This window comes from Paenibacillus sp. J2TS4, assembly GCF_018403245.1.
Taxonomy (GTDB): Bacteria; Bacillota; Bacilli; order Paenibacillales; family NBRC-103111; genus Paenibacillus_L.
In genome coordinates this window covers 97261-120703 of the sequence record NZ_BOSH01000015.1, presented here as the reverse complement: position 1 = coordinate 120703, position 23443 = coordinate 97261, and the positions used below count along the sequence as shown (strand labels likewise).

The window sequence follows — 23443 nt, the reverse complement described above, 5'->3', positions numbered from 1 at the left end:
GGTGGAGCTGTACGATCGGAATGATATGGAGCGGATGAGGTGGCCCGACACAGAGGATGGCCAGTATGCCTGCCGTTACTGGCTGCCGCTGATGCGCGGAGGAACAGAGGCCTACATCCACAATGTACGGACCCGCTGTATGTTGGCGAAGGTGAACGATAGGGTAGTGGTGCCTCTGACCGTCAATGACGGGGAGTATAATAATTCGTATGTTTGCTCCCCGTATACTCATTATGTGACCTATACGCTTCAGGAGCTGGCTCTATTGAAGAGTCCCGGATTGGAGGTTGCGCTGCGAGCGGTTCTCCGGTCGATGGGTCTGTGGCTCAGAATGGGCCGGATCAATCAGGTGGTGCACCTTAACAATTGGCTCGTCTCCACCAACCTGTATCCGGCTCTGACCGCGGAAGAGGTCTCCCTATTGACTGCACGCCTGCGAGAAGCCTTTCCGGCGCACGCGCTCGTCTTTCGCTCGGTCAACCCGGGAACGGACCCTGTCCTCTATGAAGCTTTGCTGCGCGAAGGCTACAAAATGATCGGCAGCCGGCAAGTGTATGAGTTGGACACCGTGCACCCGGAGTCTCTTCCGTCCAAGGCCCGCTGGCTGTTGAAAAGAGACGGCAAGCTGCTGGAGCAGAGCGGCTATGAAGTGATCGGCTCCGAAGATCTGGGTCCGGATGACGTCCCGCGAATGGCTGAGCTTTATAACGCTTTGTATTTGGACAAATATTCCCGGTGCAATCCGCAGTTCACCGAGCATTATTTCGCGACGACTCTCCGTGAAGGGACGCTGCGTTATCACGTTCTGCGCAAGCAGGGGAAGATCGACGCCGTATTGGGGTACTTTACCCGCAATGGTGTGATGACGACCCCTATTTTTGGCTACGATACGAGCCTGCCTATGGAAACAGGCCTTTACCGGATGCTGTCGGTAGTGCTGGTTCGCGAGGCCGAGCGGCAGGGGCTGCTGTTGAATGAGAGCTCGGGAGCGGCCGGCTTCAAGCGGTGTCGCGGCGCTGTTCCCCGAATCGAGTACACCGTCGTCTACGACAAGCATTTGCCTGCCACTAGGAGAATGCGCTGGACGGTGCTGGCGGACATTACGCACCGCTGGGGAGTGCCGATCATGCAGAAACGAAAGCTGTAAGGAAGTGGACAAAATCGTTGGATAAAGCATTAGACAAAGGGGGGTGTCGGATGAACGCTGGTAAACACGGCCGGCCTGTGGCGCTCGTGACAGGGAGCTCCAGCGGCTTCGGTATGCACATCTGTATCGCGCTGGCGAAGCAAGGATACACGGTAATGGCCACGATGAGGAACACGGGCAGAGGAACCGCCTTGCTTCAGATGGCGCAGCAGGAAGGAGCGGAAGTAGCATCGGCCATCCAACTCAGGCAATTGGACGTCACCGACGCACAGCTTATCGACGATGTCGTTGAACAGACGGTTCAGGAATATGGCCATATTGATTTGTTAGTCAATAATGCCGGATATGCCTGCGGAGGATATGCGGAAGAAGTGCCGCTGGAGGAATGGCGTGAACAATTCGAGACCAATTTCTTTGGCCTCGTCTCTGTCACCAAGGCGGTGATCCCTTATATGCGTGAGCGGCGGCAGGGAACGATCGTTAATATGAGCAGCATAAGCGGACTGTTCGGGCTTCCCGGGTATGCTCCTTACGCCGCTTCCAAGTTTGCCGTGGAAGGCTTCAGCGAAGCGCTGAGGCTGGAGCTGCTCCCGTTCGGCGTGCACGTGGTGCTCATTGAGCCGGGCGCCTACAACACCGCCATTTGGCAAAAAGGATTCGACACGATCACGATCCGCTCCGGCTCCCCTTACCGGGAATGGATGGAGGCGGTGCTGCGCTTTTCCCGCCGGGCGGCGGATACTGCTCCCGGACCCGAGCATGTTGCGGAGATGGTCGCCAAGATCGCCCGCACTTCCCGGCCCGGACTTCGTTATCCGACAGGGCGGGGCTCGCTCCTGCTTCGCGCCGGACGGCGGATTCTGCCGTGGCGGTGGCTGGAGAAGCTCGTTCTTCGCATTTTGAGAGGATAAATGTAACCTGCCTATAGAATGGAGGATAAATTTTCCTCCAAAAGCCGATAATCTGTGAATTTATCGGTTATAATGAAATAGCTTGGCTGTTGCGGTGAACAAGGAAGCTGGTTTTCTGGATAACGGAGCGGGATCGGAATTTGGAGACCCGCAGCCGAACGGGTCGGGACTGCCCAAGTTAATCACCGTGATGTTTTGACAAAAGGTGCCAGATAAATGAGGGAAGCAGATGAGACGGTCTATTCAAATCGCTATTTTAACTATTATTGTAGCTGCCTTGCTGTACTACTTAAATCTAAACTTTGGCCATACTCTCGCCACTTTTTTTAGTGTGACGACATCTTTGGCCGTCCTTTTTGTCGGATTGATTATTTTTATGGAGAATCGTCATCCTTCCAGCACGGTGGCATGGATTTTGGTTTTGGCGTTAGTGCCGGTTGTGGGCTTCTTCTTTTATTTGATGTTCGGTCAGAACTACAGAAAGCGCCGCAACTTTAATCGGAAAGCATTACGGGACGCGCAGGCGTATACTTTTATCGAAAATCGTTCTTTAGCTAATGAGCATATCCTGGCGAAATTCCCCGAAAGTCAGCAAAATCTGTTCCGCTTGTCACAGACGGTGGGCAAAAGTCCGATATCGTTCTCGACCGAAACGGAAATATTGACCAATGGAGACGCGACCTTTTCGGCTATTTTGAATGAGCTGGAGAAGGCGGTTCACCATATACATATGGAGTATTACATTTATAGAAATGATGAGATCGGCACCCAGATTCAACAAGTTTTAATTCAGAAGGCCAAAGCGGGGGTAAAGGTCCGCTTTTTATTCGATGCGGTGGGAAGTCTGAAGCTGCCGACCTTTTTTCTGGATGAAATGAAACAGGCCGGGGTGGAGGTAGTCGCCTTTGCTCCTGTATATATTCCGCTGTTGTCGAATAAAGTAAACTTCCGTAATCACCGCAAAATAGTCGTCATTGACGGGGAAGTCGGTTTTATTGGCGGGTTGAATGTAGGGGATGAATATTTAAGCCGCAGCACCACCTACGGATTTTGGCGGGATACACATATTCTCGTTCGTGGGGAAGCCGTTCGCACGCTGCAAATTATTTTTTTGCAGGACTGGCATTATATGACCGGGGAGGCGCATCTGAATCCGGAATATTTATCTCCTTCTTTAACGGAAACGCAAGGGGACGGGGCGGTTCAAATGATAGCCAGCGGTCCGGACAACGAGTGGCGGACACTCAAAAATTTATTCTTCTCGATGATTACTTCGGCCAAACGCTCGATCTGGATCGCCACCCCCTACTTTATCCCGGATGATGATATTTACACGGCCTTGCAAGTAGCGGCGCTGTCCGGGGTAGATGTTAAGCTTCTTTTTCCCAAAAAACCGGATAAATGGCTCCCTTATTTTGCTTCACATTCCTATTTTCGGGAGCTTCTGGATGCCGGGGTTCAGATCTATGAGTATGAAAAAGGCTTCATGCATTCCAAAATATTAATTATCGACGGAGAAATGGCGTCGATCGGCTCCGCCAATATGGATATGAGAAGCTTCCATCTTAATTTTGAAGTCAATGCCTTCATTTATCAGACGGAAAGCACCCGTACGCTCGTATCCGATTTTCAGGCGGATCTTCAAGATTCGACTCAAATCAACAGGGATAAATTTGTCAAAAAATGGTACATCCGCTTCATGGAATCGGCGGCTCGGCTGTTGTCTCCTCTTCTGTGATGGAAAGCAGGATAAAATAATGTAAGTTAGGGTCTTAAAACTATTGGAAGTCTGTTCGATAGATGGAAATTCTCGTATATTTTATGCAAGTGAACGGCTGATTATTATAGCGGCAGTTGTCCATTCCGTTCCGAAGGAATGGCTCCTTAATATATAAATGTTTACTCGAAAGGTGCCAAGATATGGCACAATCACATGCGCAAGGACATGAGCAAAAATCGACATGCAAAAGTGCATGTCGATTTGCGAAAATCCGGTAAATATCGAAGAAGACGTGCAAAAGCGCATGTTCATTCCCTGCCAAAAGGAGAAAATCGGCCAAATGGCTAAAGCGACCTGCACATTTGCATGATATAGGCTGATTTCGACTAAAATCCTGCCTAAGACCTGCACTTTTGCAGGTCTTACTTATTTTTCACCAGACTGTGGAGAAACGAAGATAGTCATTTACATTTGCAAATACCTGGAAATCGTTAATCCCTCGTCACTATTCGCGTCATCGATTCAAAAGAGTCGAAGGCCAGATCACGGCCGTTAATCTTCCGCTCAACCTGTCCGCTATCGGCAACGTGGAGGAGCAGGTCATCGTTCCGCAACGTGCGGTAGGAAACTGCGGTTCCTTGTTCGTCTCTCACGAACTGCGGCCGTCTCCCCGCCAGCTTCTCGGCCAGCTGTTCCAGGGATGCTATCCCTTGGGCTTCAGCGGCTTCCGTTTCGATCACTTCCATGAGGACGCCGTTATCTGATCCCGGGCAGCCAAGAGCGAGCTGATCCCGCGCGATCGAAGCGGAAGCCGGGTTAGCCAGGTAAACCGCGAGATAGAGGTTGTCTATGCGGCCGTACCAATCGTTGCCGCGAGTCGTCCACTGACCGAGAGGCAAGGAGCCGACGATCGTACCGTCTTCCCCTTCGGGAACGGGGTACAAGGCTGCCACTGCCTGCCGATGCAGCAGGATTTCTCCATAATCGCTGGCATGGCGCAGATCCAAAGGCTTGTACCGTTTGCCCGGATGGAAGAAATAGGCCTGGTTGGCGGTAGCGTCCTTCCGGATAGGTAACGAGACTGTCCAGCGAATCTGCTCGTTATCGAATTCCTCCACCCGCTTGTATACTCCGCCAACAGCAAATTGTCCCGTCCGATAAATCGTCTGGTACAGCGGTTCTTTATTGGCGGTATGCGGATGAGGAGGAACGGCAAAGTTCCACTCTGTGGGAGTCTCGTCGAGAGCCATTTCTACAATTGTGGCTGGCACCTCATAGTCGAATAAGGCGAATCCTTCCAGTCGGTAAATAGTGGACGGAAGCTCGAAATCCCCGAATTGAATGTAGTCCGCAATGAAGTTTCGATCGGCCGGGGCATCATGGCCCAAGGAGCGGGAACGGGGTCCGATCCATACTCCTTTCAAGTAGCATTTGGCTCGATAGGTCCACAGCCATTCCAGAATACTTGCCGCCGTTTCTTTAACTTGCGGCTGATCCGTCATTTCCCAGGTGCAGGTAAAGGCTTGAACCCAATGCCAGAACCATGGCAGACAGCCATATTCCTGCATTCCTTTCGTTCTCAACGTGTTGAGGATGGCAAGCAAATTTTGATGACCTTCCTCAACCAGTGCCGCATCCCCTTGGGTTGTCCCCAGTGCTATCTTCATATTGAACAGCTTGGCTTCGTGATGATGATAGGCCTGTTGAGGAATTTCGTATAGCCGGCTCTGGTACAGATGGGTCAGACTGGTCTGCAACTCCTCTTGCAAAGTATGGCTCAGGATTGCTTTGAATTTAACATAGTACAAGCTCAGGATGTTGCCAACGAGTTCCGCAGGCAAGGGATGGGGAGGGGCGGACGCCGGCTCGTCTCCTAAATTTAACGGCCAATGTCCGTAACGCTCTTCCTCCGGATTCCGCTGCTGCAGTCTCAATACCCGAAGCAGCATCTCTTCGGCCCGGGTCTTGGCGGTGTGGTCGTCCACCGGCAGCGCAATGTCCTCTCTGCAGGCGGCAACATGCAAGTGAAGCGCGTAAAATAAGTTGTCGCGAATATCTTTATGAAACCAGAATCCGCTCGGAAGAACGGGTAAAGCTAGAGCCGTTTCCGCAGCAAGACGGAGGATGTCCGTTTTTCGGGTTTGCCATGTTCTCATCGTGCGGGTCTCCTTTGACATTATTATTGGGGTGGCTCAAAATGGCTTCGGTCATCAGGTACGTGGAATTAGGTGCAAACATGCACTTCAACTCCTCGATTTTTGCAGATTTACAGATTCAGGTGCAAAAACGCTCTATATTTGCCTGTATTTTGCGAAAAACGACGATTTCGTGGAATTAAGAGGTACTTTTGCTCTCTAATTGCTTTAACTGGGCTAACACTGAAATTAAGAGGTATTTTTGCACTTTAATGCGAAGCGGGGCTTCTGCGAAAACTGGTATTTCTCGTTACAGATAAGTTACTTCTCGAAATATCACTAAACAAAAAAATGGAGTGCAAAATTTCCCCAAGTCTAGCATAACACCTACAAGAATTGTAGAGTCCTGCGCATAAAATGTCCAGTGGACACGAAAAATCCGTGGCGAATCGACTCGAAAGATGCAACCATTAGGTGGCTGCTGTATAATAATGACTGAGCCTGACAAGCCGGTATTACCAAATAGTACATTATGACTGAATTGCAGCTTACGGCAGGAAATTGAGTGCTTGAATCGAATATTAATGGTATGTCGTCTTTGTCCAGTCACCAGGTCCTGATGAGATTAAACCGTATCGAAGTAGGTAAGCCAGTCATTATTTTCTGCCAGAAATAGTCCATGGGAAGCAGGAAAATGTGTGGTTCGAAGCACTCATACATTATAGGAATTTAAGATACGCTGTCTAGCGGATCCAGTAAGGAGAAAGAGCCAAGTAAGGAGAAAGAGGAGGAGCACAATTATGCAAATTCATTTTTTCGTAGGGAATGACAACGGGAACAGCGAACACGATATCATCGTCGATGGAAAGCTGGTTCAGCAGCCGAATGTGAATTGCACCGTAGATCGACTGCCGTGGAGTGAGGAGCAGGCCCCCGAGAGTTTTATCAAAAACCTTCAGGATCAACTGATTGTGACGATTGATTCTCCAGCAGCCCGTCCGGGAATGTATTACATAGGCAAGTTCGCTCTGGAAAGCGGCGAATTGATCGAGAATATGCAGGTTGGACTCGACCGCAAGTGCGATGTCGATCTTCCAATTATTAACACGCTGGCGCAGATTGCAGCTGTAGCGGTTCAAAAAACTTATGAGGAAGAGAAGAAAGTGGTGGATAATATCGAGGTGCAGGTCGATATGGCCACGGCCCTGCCGATTACTCAGCACACGGATGAAAGCTCCTCCAAGTTTGAAAAAAGATTTACGAACGGCCCTCACCACGTAACCGTTCATCTGGGCAAACAGCGTGTGACGGTGAAGCTTGTCTTCGTCTATGCCAAAGCGATCCCCGAAGCGACCCCGGTTACCTTCGCCTTGCAGAAGGATACGGAAGGCAATTGGCGTGAGGGCGATATTTTTAAAGAATTTGCAGAAACCTACGGGCTGGACAAGAAGTTCAACGGCAGCTACTTTAAGGATAAAAGAATTCTGCACATCGACATTGGCGACGGTTCGACGGAATATCCGATTACAGAAGGAAATAAATTTCTGCGCCAATTCATTCACGGCAGCAACCACGGCGCCGGTTACGCGATTGAGGAGGCGCTGGACGAGTTTAACCGTCTTATTTATTTGCCGGACAGCCCAAGGCAATTTTTCAGCGATGTGATCAAGAATCCCCGGCACAAATACCATGCCCGCGCGATTAAGACGTTGAGAAGGCCTCTGGAAGGGCAATCCCGCCATATCATTCAGAACATTCGCAAGCAGTTGACCAAGGCCAGGAACGAAATTGACGTTATTTGCGTCTATGGCGGAGGAAGCATTCTAATGCGCTCGATCCTTTATCCGATGCTGAAGGAGCTTTGTGACGAGAGAGAAATTCAACTGCTGTACATTCCCGCTCAATATGCGGTGACTATGAATGCCCAAGGCCTGGATGCCTTCGTGCGGGGTAAAATCTATGACGCTCTGAAGAGCAAAGCGAAAAAAGCGGTCTAAACGATGCGGCGGCCAAGCGCTGCATTATGAACGGCGCTCCAAAGGGGTGATCATCTATGAAAAAGCTGAAAAAACCCGGCGAAAATATCAGCTTAAAAACGAAAAAAAGCGAATCTCCCGCGATAATGGACTGGATTAACAGTCAGACGAATTTAATGGATTCCATCCGTTATCTAATAGAGAATGAGGTTAGAGAGAACGGGGTTCGCAATTTGCAAAATTATATTCCGGCGGAGAGAGCATTGGGAGTCCTTCCGGTGTCTCCTGCCAGCAGGGTCCCTGAGGGGATTGATCTCGTTAGTACTGAACAGGAGACCGCGGCAACCGCAGAGGCAATTGGCCCGGCGGATGTTGAGAATTCGCCGGCTCATGTCGAGGCAGTATCGGCCGAAGGAGCTTCAAGCGCCAGCGAAACGACTTCCGGAGAATCGCTCTCCGGGAAGATTGGGGAAGCCGGACAAGCGTCAGGTGAGACCGGCGCCGATACAGTCGAAGCTTCGGCAGCAGTTTCAGCAACTGAAGAAGCTGCGACTGAAGCCGAGGAGCTCGAGGAAGTCGTGGATGATCCGATCGAGGACGATATCGATGAGGAGGACATTGAGTCTTGGCTATAGGTGGATAACATTGCCTGGTATTGCTGAGTATTTCTTGGTTATGCTAATGGGTGTGGCGCAAGGTTTCTGATCCTCAGCGGCTTCGGCGGTTAGGGCGATTCCTAGGACTCTAATGAGAATAACAACGGCTGCTGTCCGGTGAATGACCGGCAGCGGCTGTTTTTTTTATGAGGGCAAAAATGATGACTGGAAGGATGGACGGAGAGCGAGAAGCCGATAGTCTGGTTGGTATTTGGTTCCGCGAAGCATAGTCATTAAGAATATATTAAGAGATATCGTAAAAAGGGAGTGCTATATTTAGTGGGAGAATCGATTTGCAGCAAAATAATAAGGGGTCGGAGCTCAGGATGGCTGGGTATGTTCGGGGAGGACATTTTAATCCGACTAATAGTGAGCGGGTGATTTCGGGTGAAGAATCTGGCCAGTTACGGGATATTGTTATGCAATATTATTTTGTTGGTCTCGGGACAGACGTTATTCAAGCTTGGCATTCAACAAGCCGGCGGTCTGGTCTGGGCCAGAATAGTGACCTCCTATTACATATTAGGAGGGTTGGCTCTTTATGGAATGGCGACGGCTTTATGGTTTGTAGTCCTGTCTCGATTGCCGTTAAGTGTGGCTTATCCGCTTCAGAGTATAGCTTATGTTTTGGCGCTCCTCGTAGCCGGGTTTCTCTTCGGCGAGACCGTTACACTGACGCGCTGGGTAGGGATCGCCATCATTCTGATCGGGGTCTATGTCGTTTCCAGATAGTGGCCAGAATCAGGTATTCTGCAGAGGTTTCATTTGGGCTCTCCGATCTTTTTCCAACGATCCCCTTAAGAATATTTTAAGAGATATCGTATAATGAGAGTGCTATATTAATGGGGAGAATGCACTGTGTAATCCATTATAAAATGGTCGGAACTTAGGAGGGCTTAGTATGTTTGGAGGGACGATTCTTCTCGTAGACGACGAGAAGGAAATTATTGACCTCTTGGAAATTTACTTGAAGAATGAAGGATACCGCTTATTGAAGGCGAGCGATGGCAACGAGGCGCTGGAGCTGTTAAATACGAATGAAGTCGATTTAATTATTCTGGATGTCATGATGCCGAATATGGATGGCATTCAGGCCTGCATGAAAATCAGGGAAGAGAAACATATGCCTATCATTATGCTATCTGCCAAAGGCCGGGAAATCGATAAGATTACCGGACTGAGCATCGGGGCGGACGATTACGTCACTAAGCCGTTCAGTCCGCTTGAAATCATCGCCAGGGTCAAATCCCAGCTTCGCCGGTACCGGCAGTTGAACGTGTCCCGCACAAGCAATGATAACGAGATCATTATCGACGATTTAATGATTAATACCGCCACTCATAAAGTGAGCGTCGAACAAAATGAAGTGAGGTTAACGCCGAGGGAATTCTCCATCCTGGAAGTGCTGGCCAGAAATCGCGGAATTGTGCTGAGCATGGAGCAGATTTATGAGGAAGTATGGAACGAGCCCTTCTTTGAGGCCAATAATACGCTGATGGTTCATATACGTAAAATCCGTGAGAAAATCGAGAAGGATCCAAGCAAACCGCAATATATTAAAACGGTTTGGGGAATCGGTTATACGATCGAATAGCGGAAGGGGAGAAGCCGGAGGCGATCCAGATGAGAAATAAATTTATTCGCACCGTTCGCTGGAAGTTTATATTTGTCTTTATCCTCAGTGTTGCGTTCACGGCGCTCACCTTATTACTATGCTATCAGTTGGGCCTCCTGCTGATTTATACCCCCGTTGTCAGGTGGGTGGTCCATGAGATTGGCTCTATCCCCGTTATGGCAGTCAGCGGCGGGATTCTGTTCCTGTTCTTCTTCTTCCTCCTAAGCCAGAAAATTATCCGTTACCTGGAGGAAATTACTCTAGGCCTGCAGGAGATAGCCAAGGGAAATTTGTCTTACGAGATTGTCGCCAAATCATCGGATGAATTAGGCACGGTAGCGGAGGCCATTAACAGCATGACCAAGCAGTTGAAGAAATCGATCGAAGAGGAAAGATTGGCCGAGAAGACGAAGAACGAGTTGATCACAGGGGTATCCCACGATCTTCGCACGCCGCTCACCTCGATTCTCGGTTATCTTGAATTGATTGAAAACGACCGCTACAAGGACGAGGTTGAATTTCGTTACTACACTAATGTTGCCTATGAAAAAGCATTGAGATTGAAAAAATTGATCGATGATTTGTTCGAATATACCTCTATTCACGATAAAGGACCGCAGTTGGAGCCTAAAAAAATTAATATTAATGGTTTGTTAAAACAGCTGGCAGAAGAATTCAACCCTTTGCTGACCCAAGAGGGAATGACCTATCGATTAATGGCCAGTGACGCCAAACTGTCCATTTACGCGGACGGCAATCAGGTGGTGCGGGCATTTGAAAATCTGATTTCCAACGCGATTCGTTATGGCAAGGACGGTAAAGTGGTGGATATTCGCCTCAGCAAGGAGGGCGGCGAAGCCGTCATACAAATTATTAATTACGGCAAGCCGATCCCGGAGAAAGATCTCCCCCGTATCTTTGAAAGATTCTACCGGGCAGAGAAATCCAGATCCTCCAGGTCCGGGGGCTCCGGATTAGGACTGGCTATTACCAAGAGTATTGTGGAGTTGAATGGTGGCCAAATATCAGTGAGAAGCAGCCGGGAACAGACCGTGTTCGAAACGAGATTCCCGCTTATTTCATAGTTTTGTTTTCTTGCCAATATAGAATATTACGCACAACCACCAGGTTGTTGCATTCTAAAACCGTCCGGGATCCTTCGGGCGGTTTTCTCATTTTCCCGGGAAAAAATATTAATTTTTATTAAGGATTACTTAAGCGGTTCATAAGTGGGCGCAAACGAGCACTTAATATGTGGCTGGTATACTAATGCCATAAAGCGTTTGGTAGGAGATGAATCCATGAATCGACAAAAAATCACCTTTATTGTGTTCATAGCCATCCTTGTATTGGCTGCCTATTTGCGGGTGGATTTCCTGCGATCGGTCGACCATGAAATGCCTCACGATTCGATTAACTATGATGCCATGGTCCGACAGCTTCTGGAAATCGGGGTCTACGCCTATAACGACTCCAGCCCGAATGCACTGGTCACTCCGGGGTATCCCCTCTTTATGGCGGCTATTTATTGGCTGGCTGCCTACCCGTGGAACGATCCGCTGCCCTGGATCCGGATGGCTCAGGTCCTGCTCAGCCTGCTCTCGGTCTGGATGATGTACAGCATCACCCGGCAGTTATCGAATACCGCAGGCGGTCTGGCCGCGGCATTCCTGGCCGCGGTCTATCCTCCCTTCGTATGGGCTAACGGAGCCATTCTTACGGAAGTGCTGGGCATCTTCCTGCTGCTCGGGTACTTGTGGGTCCAGCTCCGGGTGTTCCGCTCCCCAACCACACTTTCGGCTTTGGCCGCAGGCATCCTGCTTGGTTTGACGGTTCTGGTCCGGCCGGAATACCTGCCTTTGCTGGTCGTCAATTACTTATTCTATTGGGCCTGGAAGAAGAAGGCGAAGGAGATTCTCAAGCTGTTCGCACTATCCTGCCTGGGGCTTGTGCTTATCCTGATGCCTTGGTGGATTCGCAACGTAGTGACGCTAGACGAATGGGTAGTTACCGCTACCCAGGCCAATCCGTTCAAGGCCGGAACTTATCCGTACAAAAACTACAGCGACGGACTGATAGACGAGAGCGGCAAAACGGAAATGGAGGTTGCCGTGGAAAGGTTGAAGACAGGCTTCTCGACACAGCCTTGGCTCTTTATTAAATGGTATACCGTCGGCAAGCTGCAGTACCTTTACTATCATGTGTATTATGGCGGCGGCCATCAGCCTTTCTACAATGTCTTTCCCTCCTGGGTCAATCCGAATACGATCCATCGTGTCCTGATTTTGCTAGGAGGACTGGCGGCATTGGCGATTTCTCTCCGTTGGAGGCAGCTTACGGCTTTGCTGGTCGTTATCGTTGCCACGATCACACTGATCCGACTAGGTTTTGTACCGGAATACCGATATAACGTGATGACGATGCCTCTGATTATTATGATCAATTGCATTGTGGGCGTGCAGGCCTGGCAATGGCTGTCTGCCAAGCGAAGCCTCCGTGCCAACAAAATTGAAGGATAAAGGAAGGGATATTGAATGTCATTCTCTTCATTAAATTTGAAAGTATTGATTATAGTGCCGGCCTATAACGAAGCGGAGCAGATCCAACGGGTCGTGAACAATATTCGTAGCCATGCCCCTTATGCGGATATTGTCGTAGTCAATGACGGCTCCGGGGACGATACTTTGGAGCAGGCTTTGCTCACCGGAGCGACCGTCTTGAATTTGCCCTACAACCTGGGCATTGGAGGCGCTGTTCAGACAGGGTATCTGCATGCAATGAATGGGCATTACGATATTGCCGTGCAAATCGACGGAGACGGCCAGCATGATCCGGCCGATCTGCCCCAATTATTGAGCGACCTGATCGACAGTGGGGCGGATATGGCGATTGGCTCCCGTTTTTTGGACAAGGCAGGGTATCAGTCGACGCGGATGAGGCAAATCGGCATTCGCTTCCTCTCCATGCTGGTTTCCGGGCTGACCGGACACAAGGCGACCGATACGACCTCTGGGTTTCGTGTATGCGGCCACAGGGCGATCTCCCTGTTCGCGGAACGGTATCCTACCGATTATCCGGAGGTGGAATCGCTCATCCTGCTGAACAATCATGGGCTTCGCTTTATCGAGACTCCGGTAACGATGCGTCGCCGGGCATTCGGGAAATCGAGCATAACAGCGCTAAAATCGATGTACTACATGATTAAAGTGACGTTGGCGATATTCTTATCTCATTCCTGGAAGGCCGGACGGGAGCAGCTGTCATGACGGCTTACATTTTCTATCTTTGCTTTGGATTGAGCCTCGCCTTCCTTATAGTCATCCTTCGACTGGTTCGCTTAAGAAAGCTTAAGGAACAGTATTCTCTTCTATGGTTGGCGTTAAGCGCGGTGATGATGATTCTTTCCCTGTTTCCGCTTGGGTTGGATTGGCTGGCTGCTTGGTTAAACGTTTCGTATGCGCCCTCGCTGCTCTATTTGTTGGCTGTCCTCGGTATTTTATTTATCTTATTACATTTGACCGTGGCGGTTTCCCATATGACCGAGCGAACGATTAAGCTGGCCCAGTCGGCGGCGCTCTATGAGGAAAGGCTGCGTAAGCTCGAAGAAGACAGAGAGCAGGCCAGGGATAAGGACAAGATAGAAGCGAACCAAGCGGGACACTAGATCCGGACAAGCCATTCAATTATTAACAGACAGCAATAGAGTATCCGTTCGGAGATACCTCCACTAGGGGTGCATAATGAACAGCAAACAGATAAATCTTACAGAAATTTGAGGTGCTATATATGTCGAAGAAAGTCATTATTACAGCCGTCCTGGCTGTATTACTCGGAGTCAGCGCGGGATGGTATTATTTCCAAGGAAAAGGGGGAGGCCGGACTGTTTCTTTAGACAAGAAGACAGGTCAGGAGCTCCACAAGGTGGTCTCGGTAGAGCAGCTTCAGGAACAATATGATGTGATTGTCGTGGGGACAGATCCGGAGGGCATCAGTGCGGCTATTTCCGCAGCGCGCAATGGCTCTACGACCCTGCTCGTGGATGGCAGAGAGCGAGAAGTGTTAGGTGGTTTGATGACCGTCGGATGGTTGAATAGTATCGACATGAATTGGGACCGGACGAAGGCCCCCCTGCCTGGACGGGAGCAGGATCATCTGAATGAAGGAATTTTTACTGAATGGTATAAAAAAACAGAAGGACATTCCTTCGATGTGACTACAGCGGCCAATGCCTTCTACGAACTGGTTCGTGCTGAAGAGAAGCTTGATCTGTTCATGAACGCACAGATGATTGAGCCGATGGTGAACAAGGAAGGAGCCTCCGGAGCAGCTGCAGTTGAAGGCATTGTGGTTACCCAATCCGATGGAACGAAGCAGGAGATTATGGCCCGGGCGGTTATTGATGCAACCCAGGATGCAGATATAGCCGCCGCCGCAGGTGTAAAGTTCACCATCGGGCGCGAGGACTTGGGCGACGCCAATTCGCGGATGGCGGTGACAGCTGTGTTTCGCCTCAAGAATATGGATGATCGGGCATGGGATCTGATCGCCAAGCGTCTTAATGGAGACGGTGACAGCAATACAGGCGTCAGTAAAATGTCAGCCTGGGGCTATGGCAAGGAAATGAGCGGCTATGAGCCCGCCAATAAGGAACGCACCAAAATGCGCGGCCTTAACATTGGTCGGCAACTGGACGGAACCATCCTGATCAATGCGCTTCACCTGTTTGAAATCGACGGTTTGAGTGAGGAATCCCTTCAGGAGGGGCTGGAAATTGCTCGTCAGGAAATCCCGCATGTAGTGAAATATTTACAAAATTATAAAGAGTTTAAAAACGCTGAGCTGGACGCTATAGCCCCGGAGCTGTATGTTCGGGAGACCCGCCATATGGTTGGATTGTATCGCCTGAGTGTCATAGATTTGCTGGAAAATCGGGATCAATGGGACCGCATTGCCTTTGGTTCTTATCCGGCCGATATTCAGAGAACTTCACCTTCCGATAACGGGGCGATCGTGGTTCATCCGTTGAGATATGCCGTTCCGTTTCGCAGCATCGTCCCGCAGGACGTCGATGGACTGCTCGTTGTTGGACGGTCCGCCAGCTACGATACGCTGGCACATGGCAGCGCCCGGGTCATTCCGACCGGAATGGCTGAGGGCCAAGCGGCAGGAGCGGCCGCCCAATTGGCGGCGGAACAGGGCGTGACCTTCCGGGAGATGGCTGAATCGAAGCCTTTAATCGAGGAATTGCAGCGTCGATTGAATGAGCAGGGGATGAAGCTTGAGCCTTATTCACTAGAACCCGAGACCTACATGGAGTACATGGAGCATCCAAATTATCCGGGCTTGAAAGCGGCTGTTTATATGGGCATCGCTTATGGCTCTTACGGCAACGAGGCGTTTGATCTGGATCAGCCTTCCAATGCCCAACGGATGGTGAACCAAATGAACGGAGCCAGACGGATGTATCCGGATCATTTTAAAGGAGATCCCAATGCGGCTTTGAAAAATATCGAGGAGCCTGCCAAGAAGCCGCTAGATTTGCAGCAGGCCAGCTTTACGATGGCCAAGGCTATCGGGTTCAAAACGACTCGGGAGCAAGCCTTAACTGATCTTAAGGATAAAGGATTCGTAAGTTCAGCCACTATTGAAATCATATCGAATCAAGATAAATTAACCGACGGAGAGGTCTTTATGATGCTGAAGGATGCGGTGGAAAGCTTAACGGGACAAACTTTCTGAGTAGAGGAGACTCGTCTCTTTAAATGACGGAAGCATATATAAATATCAGCTCTTCGCCAGAGCAGCGGGATTCGCATGATTAGCGGTTCCGCTGCTTTTTTTGCGTGCAAAGATGGGGCTCTGGGCTAATGGGAAAAAGGATATTTATGGAATTCCAGCTTTGGACTAGTCCTTCTGTCATCCTTCTGTAATATAAGCTTAATCATTGCGTAATGCTAAAGTACTATTTGTCGAAAAAAATAAATAGTATAATAAAATTAATTAAATTTTCCAACAATTAATATTCATCATGTCTTACTATACGAGGAGGAGAACAGCATGAATTCGACACCCGTCATCACTTCAGCGCCGTTATTTGGTGAAAGCGCTACCGAGAGAGTAGTGGTCTCCAGACGATTCAAGTGGCTTTTTCTAAGTTTGGCTCTGATTCTTGTTGCTGCCGTAACGGCTGTTCTCAGTTTCTATGCTTATATTGCATGGGTGCTCTCAAGACCGGTCATTCCTCCGCTTCAGTCGAATCCGCTGCTGGCTGTCGGGCTGGCATATGAGGAAGTCGAGTTTCCAAGCGCTAACGGGGGAACGATGGTGGACGGCTGGTATATTCCCGGCTCCACTGCCGCGACGGTCGTCTTATCACACGGTTACGGAACCAATCGGGAAGAGCCATGGGTCCCCAGCTATGAATTGGCGACAGAGATCAACCGCCATCAATATAATGTACTGATGTTCGACTATGGGTTCGTCCATCCCGATCGTCCCTTTACCGGAGGCATAATCGAAACGCAGGAGCTTCTGGGGGCGATAGAATATGTCAAGGAGAGAGGGGCCGAGCAAGTTTACGTATGGGGATTTTCCATGGGGGCGGGAACGGCACTCCAAGCGGCGCTTAAAACCGACCTGATCGATGGGATGATATTAGACAGTACTTTTATTCTTGAGCCGGACACAATGTTCTATAATCTTAAGCAGCAGGTAAGCCTGCTTCCCCGATTTCCTTCCATTGCACTGGTGAATATGTTCCTTCCTGTATTTAATGGCTACAGCCTGGGTCAGATTCCCTACCGTACGGTGAATGCGACATCCTATACGGTTCCTATCTTCCTGATACACGGAGAGCTGGACGATAAAGCCCCGTACAGTACAATCACCCGCTTCTACGCCAATCAGAAGGATCAGCCGCTGACAGAGCTGTGGTTACTGCCGGACTCTATACATGAAATGATATTCAGAACCCATCCTGAAGAATATTTGCAAAGAACGTTTCAATTTTTGGATGGAATTGGCCAAAGGAGCGGGCAGACGGTTTAGCCTTACTATAAACGCGATTGGCGCGGTCAACTGCTTTAATATTTCCAGACTGACATGACATCCCAATAGAATAATCATGCAGGCTGCCCCGGAAAGGTCACGAATAGACCGGTGGGGGCGGCCTTTTTGTGCTGCGGATAAATTAAAGTAATGTTAAGAAATCCTTAAGCGTTTCATAAGCACATGTGAAACAATACTTAATGGTTCTATAGTATAATATTGCCATAGAAAATATTTCCAAGGGGTGGAGAATTTGAAGAGATGGATAAAAAGTGGGGCTGCCATTCTTCTGTCTACTGTTGTTATGGCAGGCTGTACTTTTGGCGGCGGAGGACAAGCGGGTCAATGGGATCAAGAGGAGAAAGCGACCATAAGAGTAATGTATTACGACGAAAGATCTTTTTACCAAACATATGGCAATTTGTTTTACGCGAAGTATCCGAATATTGACATCGAAGTGGTGTCTACCCAAGGGATTTATAAGCCGGATACCGATTATAGGGAAGAGTTTGCGAAGTTTATCGAGGAAGAGCAGCCGGACATTCTGATGCTGACTTCGGATCAATACGAGAAATATGCTGAAGAAGGCTATTTATACGATCTGGAAAGCTATATTCAACAAAGCAATTTCGACTTGGAAGGAATTTTGCCGGCAGGGATCGATTATTTGAAGATTAAAGGCGGGGGGAAGCTTTACGGGCTATCGCCGACTTTTAGTGGCAGAGCTCTTTATTACAATAAAGATTTATTCGATCAGCATGGGGTCAGCTTTCCTCAGGATCAAATGAGCTGGGACGAAGTATTTGATTTGGCCAAAAGATTTGCGGGACTTGAAAAGGATGGAAAGCCTGTCTATGGGTTAAGCCTGGGGAATTACACTACCTTGGAATATGTCGTTAGTACGATTGGCAATACGATGAGGCAAACCTATGTTAATCCCGATACGATGACGGTGACGATAGATACGGAAGGCTGGAATCATATTGTCACTTCGGCTGTCGATTTATTCCAATCCGGAGCGCTGCATCAGGAAGAGAGGGATTCCGGACCCCGTTCCTTCTATACCATGGAGGATTTTTATAAGGAGCAAGTGTTTATCGACGGAAGGGCGGCTATGTCTCTGGACTATCACTATATGTTGGGTGAACTGGCTCAAGCCAAAACGGTGCTGAAGGACAAGATGCCGGAATGGGATGTTGTAACGATGCCTGTGGATCCGAGTCAACCGGACGTGAGCAGTTCTTTTTCAGCCGATCAAATTTTTGCCATCAACGCTAAATCGGGCAATACTCGAGCGGCATGGGAATTAATAAAGTATATCAGTGGAGACGAATATGCGAGAGTGATGTCCAAATCGGGTACGGAGAGAGGGCTGCTGGCCCGAACGGAATATATTAAAAATGAAGAGGGACGCAATATCGAAGCGTTCTACAAATTAAAGCCGGAGGAAACCTCTCTGTACAAAAACTATGACAAGCTTCCAGAAAACTTTTTAATGACTTTTAACGAGTGGATACAAGAGGAACTGGATCTGGTGGCCAAGAACGAGAAAAGTGTAGCGGAAGCATTGGCGACGATTCAGGATAAGGGACAGGCCGAGTTGAATCGAACGAAGGAAGAAGGCTCTTGATATAGAATAGCAAGACAGACTCTGCCTGCACGCTCATTGTGCAGAAACCGACCCTCTTAAAGGAAGGGTCGGTTTTTTATCATGGCGCTTGATAGGGTTAGGGCAAGTGGATGGTCTTGATATGTTCCAGGTGGAGAACGACCGTTTCCCCTTTGGCGGTTACCAGGTCGAGTGTTTGATTCTCGACAGAGCGAAGCAGTCCGATCTTGCTGGGATTCTCTCCGAGGTCGAGAACAACGAACTCTCCCTCCAGCTTTTTTAGCTGCTGATCGAACGTACGAGATAAGGTAAGAGCCGCCGGCTTGACCGGAAAACGTTCGTGCCGGAGTGAATAAGGAGTGGCGCTGGTCGTGTAGGGAATTAAATATTTCAAATGGTGCAAGGGAATATAGATCGTATGGAACACCGGAGAATAAAATACAAAGAAATCATTCATTATGCTTGTAAGATAGCCATGAATAGATTGACTTCCGGTAATATAGAGCTCACAGAATACTCCCTTCGCGTTCATTAATATTTTACGGTAGGAAATCGTTTCGGCTTGCCTCTCGAAAGGGGCTTCTCCGGGTACGGGCATGCTTTCCAGCTCCGAAAGCTGGGCTTGTTTAACTGTTTTAAGGTGAAGAAGCGGAACATACAGAAATTGCTGCAATCGGTTATGCACCACGAGAATATCGTCTCCTAAATCGACAAGGGTTCCTTGAATAGGGCTTTGCCTCCCTGAGATTTCCAATTCCACAGGCTGGCCAATGAGAGAACGAAGATGACCCATGGAAGCAACCTCCTTTCTAATTGTACTACTGACCTTTTGTTCCCGATTCGGCATATTTCTACTCTATAACTTATTGCCTCCTCTCAAATATCATTAGTGATGATTTCTACTACAAGTATATGTATCTCATAGACTAGAGGACTGGATGTCCAACTATATTTTCTATAAATTCCGCTTGGATCCATAGATTTGGTAGATTTGCACCGGAAGTTGGATGCGTTAGTAGATAGAAGTGGAATTTTCCTCCTATTAGGCTCAAAGCTCGAACCGGAAACTATCCTTATACATAAACATGAAGTATTACTAACCAGTAATGATATATGGAAGGTGGCGAACACAGAGGAGGGCCGATGGTGCTCTAAAGCTATCGGAGCCGAGAGGCAGATAGAGGAAAGGAGGAATATTCATTGGCCATATTTCTTATTGTTACAGCGGCCGCGGTTTCGGTCTACTATTTATTAAAGCCGGCTGTAATCCCATTAGAGGTGGAAAGCGAAGCTTATTCTGCTGTCGCCTTAAAGCAGGACTCTTTCTTCCTGGAGGCGCCACTGGTTGCAACCCACTCTCAGCCTGTTTACGAGAAACAGTAAGAAATGCCCCTTAATCATCATTTGCAGCGGGCATGTTTAAGCTATCGGATTTCTCATCATCCGTATGGTCATCCACTAGGAGGTAGGGATAAATATGTCAACAGCAGGGGGAAGCAGCAAGAAAAAATGGTCCCGAAAAAGAAAGAACCCGCGTTGGAGCTGTCGATGCGAAAGGAAGAGAAGCCGGACCCGACGCAGAATAAGCAACTCTACCCGTTCTTGGGAAAGAGAGATTAATGGGAGTCAATCGAGTGAGCACCTTGCTGGCGGTGAAAGCGAAGGCAAACGCTGTACAAGCGGTGAGCATCGCAGCAGCCACCGCACGAGCAAAATTCACCGAAGCCACCGACGCACCAGCGGTGGGCATCGCAGCCACCGCACGGGCGGAACTCACCGAAGCCACCGGCACACCAGCGGTGAGCATCGCAGCCACCACCGCACGGGCGGCATCCACCGAAGCCACCGGCGCACCAGCGGTGAGCATCGCAGCCACCGCACGGGCGGAACTCACCGAAGCCACCGGCACACCAGCGGTGAGCATCGCAGCCACCACCGCACGGGCGGCATCCACCGAAGCCACCGGCGCACCAGCGGTGAGCATCGCAGCCACCGCACGGGCGGAACTCACCGAAGTCACCGGCATACCAGCGGTGAGCATCGCAGCCACCGCACGGGCGGCACCCACCGAAGCCATCGGCAGACCAGCGCTGAGGTATCAGAGTAGACGCATGAGCGGCGAACATCGCAGCAGACGACATGGATGCGAGTATCAAAGCTGCCGCAAACAATGCCGTCGCACAGATAAAGAATGAGGGTTAGGAGCATCTCGATCCTAACCCTTTTGTCCATGTAGAAGGCTTTAAGTTTACTTAAAGTATCAGGAGCTAAATCAAAATAGGCGTTAAAAACGTGCTCCTTGTGCAAAAGCCAATCGCTTCTCTACCTTGCCACTCGATCAAGACAGAGTTCTCCTCCTTGCAGCGTGTCCTACAAGGGGACAAGTATATTTAGAGAACGCTGCTCTCCCGTCACAGCCGAGTCATATCTTTGGCAATCAATTTTCTTCGTTCCACAATATAGTTACGCATAAAGTCGGGCTCCCCGTGAAACGTAGAGAAAGACCATTTTCGTCCATGATCTCTATAAATATAGGGTGATATTTTGGAATGAAGCTGATGGATGACCGGCATAATTCGTCTAGTCGTAAAATGTGTCTTCAGAATATCTTCCAGTATTGCTTTATATCGTTTTCGCACCCTCGGATATTCCAGCAGTTTCTTAGTCAGATGGTTGTAGCCGGTTATCCGGACCAAGTCGCTGCCGCATGGCTTGCCATAGCAATTCCTTCCCCAGGTCCCTTCATAATCCCAAGGGACCATTCGATAGATCCCTCGTGATTTATGTCGGTACAGAGTGTAATTATGGTCAAAACCATCATAGTTACCAGTAAAAACAGCTCCGGCCAGCCAGCGTAAATAATTTTCTATATCCAGATTGGACGATAGAAAGGTAGACAAGCGCTGGCCGCTAAGCGTATTCAATTTGGAGATGAAGGATTGCAGCTGCAAACGGCTTTTGTTCCCTCCCAATATTAATTCATACCCATCGAACAACGAATGTTTCCTTCGGCTCGTATCCGGATCAATCACTCCGAAGTTGGCATTATCATTTATTGCGTAAAAAATCGATTGTACGGAAATTCCCCTTCTTCTAAAGAAACGTCGGTCTACGGCTTCGATTTCCAAGTAGACTCCCAGATTTTGTCCGTTCATATAAAGCCGAACGGGCCTGGTCTGCGGACTGGGAACTCCAATCCATTGAAAAAACTGAAAAGATAGAGCGTTACGGATCATCGATGGATCATCGTATTCGGCATTCCAATGATACGTTTCTTTGTCCATTACAATTTCATAAGATCTCTTGGGATACTCTCGGGTATGCCCTCCGCGATGGCGAAGCTTGATCGGCTCTCGCGAGTCTTGATTCAATATATACGCGTCGACGAATTTTTTGCTCCATACATCTTTCTGAAGCAAATCCAGTTGGGGATCACGGATGATTACATGTCGAATAGGCAAACTCATGAACATATCCACCTTCCACATGCTAAGCAAAATGCCCGCAAACAATAGGCTTTTATCTTACCTTATGCTGACATTTCCCCAGTTGCCACGGCGTTTGTTCCGGGGGCATAAGCCCGGTGACTCTCTCAACCCTTCCATTATGTTGATAGATACTGGTGGAATTTTAGAGGATTGGGGTTTACAACTAGTCCCCTTTCTCTCAAGGACTCATATACATGAAGTAGAGATAAACACTATTGATAGTTGAAAGGGGGGATCGGCCTGCTCTGAGATTTCCGTTTTGAAAGAGGTGTTTCGTTTGGTGGTTGAGAGAGAAGAAGCTCTGGCCGTTTCAAATTATTGTGAGAGGAGTTATCATTCATGAGTAACGAATCTAATTATCTTATGTCGTTAGTAGGCAAAGAAGTGAAGATTAATCGTGGAGGACCGGATACGGTGCTTGGCAAGCTCCTGGATGTTCAATCCGATTATCTGATACTGCATTCCCGGGATGGAGCTGTCTACGTTCAAACATCCCATATTAAAAGCATAACAGAAAATAGGAAGAATAAGAGTTCAACTTATAGCGAGGCTCCAAGATATTATGTTAGCAGCAACTTCAATGAGCTTCTGGAGCAATTGAAACACCACTTTTGTCAAATCAACGGGGGCGGTCCCGAGAAGCTGGAAGGCTTTATTGTAGAAGTTACCTCCACTCACGTGCTTCTTGTCGTTAATCGAGAAGTCATTCGTATTCCGATTTTTCACATTCGCAGCATTTCTGTTAAAGAGAAGAATAAGAGCTCTAGCAGCAATAGAAGCGGCAGCAATAGAAGCGGTCAAAGAAGCGGTCAAAGAAACGGCCATAGTAGTGGTCAAAGAAGTGGCCATAGTAGTGGTCAAAGAAGCGGTCAAAAAAGCGGCCATAGAAGTGGGCAAAAGAGTGGCCAAAGAAGCAGCCATAGCAGCGGAGATCATAGAAGCAGTCATGGAAGTAGTCGGAGAAGATGTACGAAACGCAATGTTTCTCGAAGAAGCACTGTAAGAAATAGAGGGCAAAGGAAACAAAGCAGAACATGTAGAAGATCCGGTAAATAAATAGGGGAAGTAGCGAAGGCCGGCTCCCCGGGAGCCGGCCTTCGTGTCATTGTCATGAAAGAGAGATAATAGCAAGCTGACGC

The 23443-nt window shown here is 48.8% G+C and carries 20 protein-coding genes; 17 read left to right on the top strand and 3 right to left on the bottom strand.

The genetic code is table 11. From position 1 onward, the window contains the following. Position 1: 1 nt before the first annotated feature. From KJS69_RS24555 to cls, 3 genes are all read left to right on the top strand, one after another. A complete protein-coding gene (locus tag KJS69_RS24555; RefSeq protein ID WP_249730693.1) occupies positions 2–1147 on the top strand; it encodes a GNAT family N-acetyltransferase in 1146 nt (381 codons plus the stop codon). A 50-nt stretch (positions 1148–1197) separates the two neighbouring features. Then, positions 1198–2058, top strand: coding sequence for an SDR family oxidoreductase (locus KJS69_RS24550; protein ID WP_213586443.1), 861 nt, complete (start codon positions 1198–1200; stop codon positions 2056–2058). Positions 2059–2287: 229 nt separating this feature from the next. Next, entirely contained in the window at positions 2288–3796 is a 1509-nt protein-coding gene (gene cls / locus KJS69_RS24545) for a cardiolipin synthase (RefSeq protein ID WP_213586442.1), read from the top strand. Positions 3797–4269: 473 nt separating this feature from the next. Here the strand turns inward: cls and KJS69_RS24540 are convergent, their stop codons facing one another. Continuing rightward, on the bottom strand, positions 4270–5934 hold the full coding sequence (locus KJS69_RS24540) for a hypothetical protein (RefSeq protein ID WP_213586441.1): 1665 nt from the start codon (positions 5932–5934) through the stop codon (positions 4270–4272). A 779-nt stretch (positions 5935–6713) separates the two neighbouring features. Between KJS69_RS24540 and KJS69_RS24535 the strand changes: the two genes are divergently transcribed. From KJS69_RS24535 to KJS69_RS24485, 11 genes are all read left to right on the top strand, one after another. After that, positions 6714–7910 (top strand): ParM/StbA family protein, encoded by a 1197-nt coding sequence (locus KJS69_RS24535; protein ID WP_213586440.1) that lies wholly within the window; start codon positions 6714–6716, stop codon positions 7908–7910. 56 nt (positions 7911–7966) lie between these two features. Beyond that, positions 7967–8524: a hypothetical protein gene (locus tag KJS69_RS29835; protein WP_249730689.1), complete on the top strand. Its 558-nt coding sequence runs from the start codon at positions 7967–7969 to the stop codon at positions 8522–8524. 408 nt (positions 8525–8932) lie between these two features. Next, the gene (locus KJS69_RS24525) at positions 8933–9277 is read left to right on the top strand and encodes an EamA family transporter (RefSeq protein ID WP_213586439.1); all 345 of its coding nucleotides are present in this window, start codon (positions 8933–8935) and stop codon (positions 9275–9277) included. Positions 9278–9446: 169 nt separating this feature from the next. Then, positions 9447–10139 (top strand): response regulator transcription factor, encoded by a 693-nt coding sequence (locus tag KJS69_RS24520; protein WP_213586438.1) that lies wholly within the window; start codon positions 9447–9449, stop codon positions 10137–10139. Positions 10140–10168: 29 nt separating this feature from the next. After that, positions 10169–11245, top strand: a complete 1077-nt coding sequence (locus KJS69_RS24515; RefSeq protein ID WP_213586437.1) for a sensor histidine kinase — start codon at positions 10169–10171, stop codon at positions 11243–11245. Between the two features lie 216 nt (positions 11246–11461). Continuing rightward, complete coding sequence (locus KJS69_RS24510; protein WP_213586436.1) at positions 11462–12679, top strand: ArnT family glycosyltransferase; 1218 nt, start codon at positions 11462–11464, stop codon at positions 12677–12679. Between the two features lie 15 nt (positions 12680–12694). Further along, a complete protein-coding gene (locus KJS69_RS24505) occupies positions 12695–13426 on the top strand; it encodes a glycosyltransferase family 2 protein (RefSeq protein WP_213586435.1) in 732 nt (243 codons plus the stop codon). Then, on the top strand, positions 13423–13824 hold the full coding sequence (locus KJS69_RS24500) for a DUF2304 domain-containing protein (protein ID WP_213586434.1): 402 nt from the start codon (positions 13423–13425) through the stop codon (positions 13822–13824). The genes KJS69_RS24505 and KJS69_RS24500 overlap by 4 nt, the downstream gene beginning before the upstream one ends. 122 nt (positions 13825–13946) lie before the next feature. Next, positions 13947–15899: an FAD-dependent oxidoreductase gene (locus tag KJS69_RS24495; protein WP_213586433.1), complete on the top strand. Its 1953-nt coding sequence runs from the start codon at positions 13947–13949 to the stop codon at positions 15897–15899. 318 nt (positions 15900–16217) lie between these two features. Beyond that, positions 16218–17207, top strand: a complete 990-nt coding sequence (locus KJS69_RS24490; RefSeq protein ID WP_213586432.1) for an alpha/beta hydrolase — start codon at positions 16218–16220, stop codon at positions 17205–17207. A gap of 253 nt (positions 17208–17460) precedes the next feature. Further along, positions 17461–18837, top strand: coding sequence for an ABC transporter substrate-binding protein (locus tag KJS69_RS24485; RefSeq protein WP_213586431.1), 1377 nt, complete (start codon positions 17461–17463; stop codon positions 18835–18837). 97 nt (positions 18838–18934) lie between these two features. Here the strand turns inward: KJS69_RS24485 and KJS69_RS24480 are convergent, their stop codons facing one another. Further along, positions 18935–19609, bottom strand: a complete 675-nt coding sequence (locus KJS69_RS24480; protein WP_213586430.1) for a DUF2642 domain-containing protein — start codon at positions 19607–19609, stop codon at positions 18935–18937. A 407-nt stretch (positions 19610–20016) separates the two neighbouring features. On the opposite strand from KJS69_RS24480, the gene KJS69_RS24475 reads away from it, so the two are divergent. Together KJS69_RS24475 and KJS69_RS24470 are read left to right on the top strand one after the other, a co-directional pair. Next, on the top strand, positions 20017–20199 hold the full coding sequence (locus tag KJS69_RS24475) for a hypothetical protein (protein ID WP_213586429.1): 183 nt from the start codon (positions 20017–20019) through the stop codon (positions 20197–20199). 251 nt (positions 20200–20450) lie between these two features. Next, a complete protein-coding gene (locus tag KJS69_RS24470; RefSeq protein ID WP_213586428.1) occupies positions 20451–21011 on the top strand; it encodes a hypothetical protein in 561 nt (186 codons plus the stop codon). Between the two features lie 216 nt (positions 21012–21227). On the opposite strand, the gene KJS69_RS24465 is transcribed toward KJS69_RS24470, so the two are convergent. Continuing rightward, positions 21228–22283 carry a CotH kinase family protein gene (locus KJS69_RS24465; RefSeq protein WP_306434430.1) on the bottom strand — a complete coding sequence of 352 codons (1056 nt, stop codon included), beginning with the start codon at positions 22281–22283 and terminating at the stop codon, positions 21228–21230. A 706-nt stretch (positions 22284–22989) separates the two neighbouring features. Here KJS69_RS24465 and KJS69_RS24460 point away from each other — a divergent pair. Further along, entirely contained in the window at positions 22990–23307 is a 318-nt protein-coding gene (locus KJS69_RS24460; RefSeq protein ID WP_213586426.1) for a hypothetical protein, read from the top strand. Positions 23308–23443: the final 136 nt, after the last annotated feature.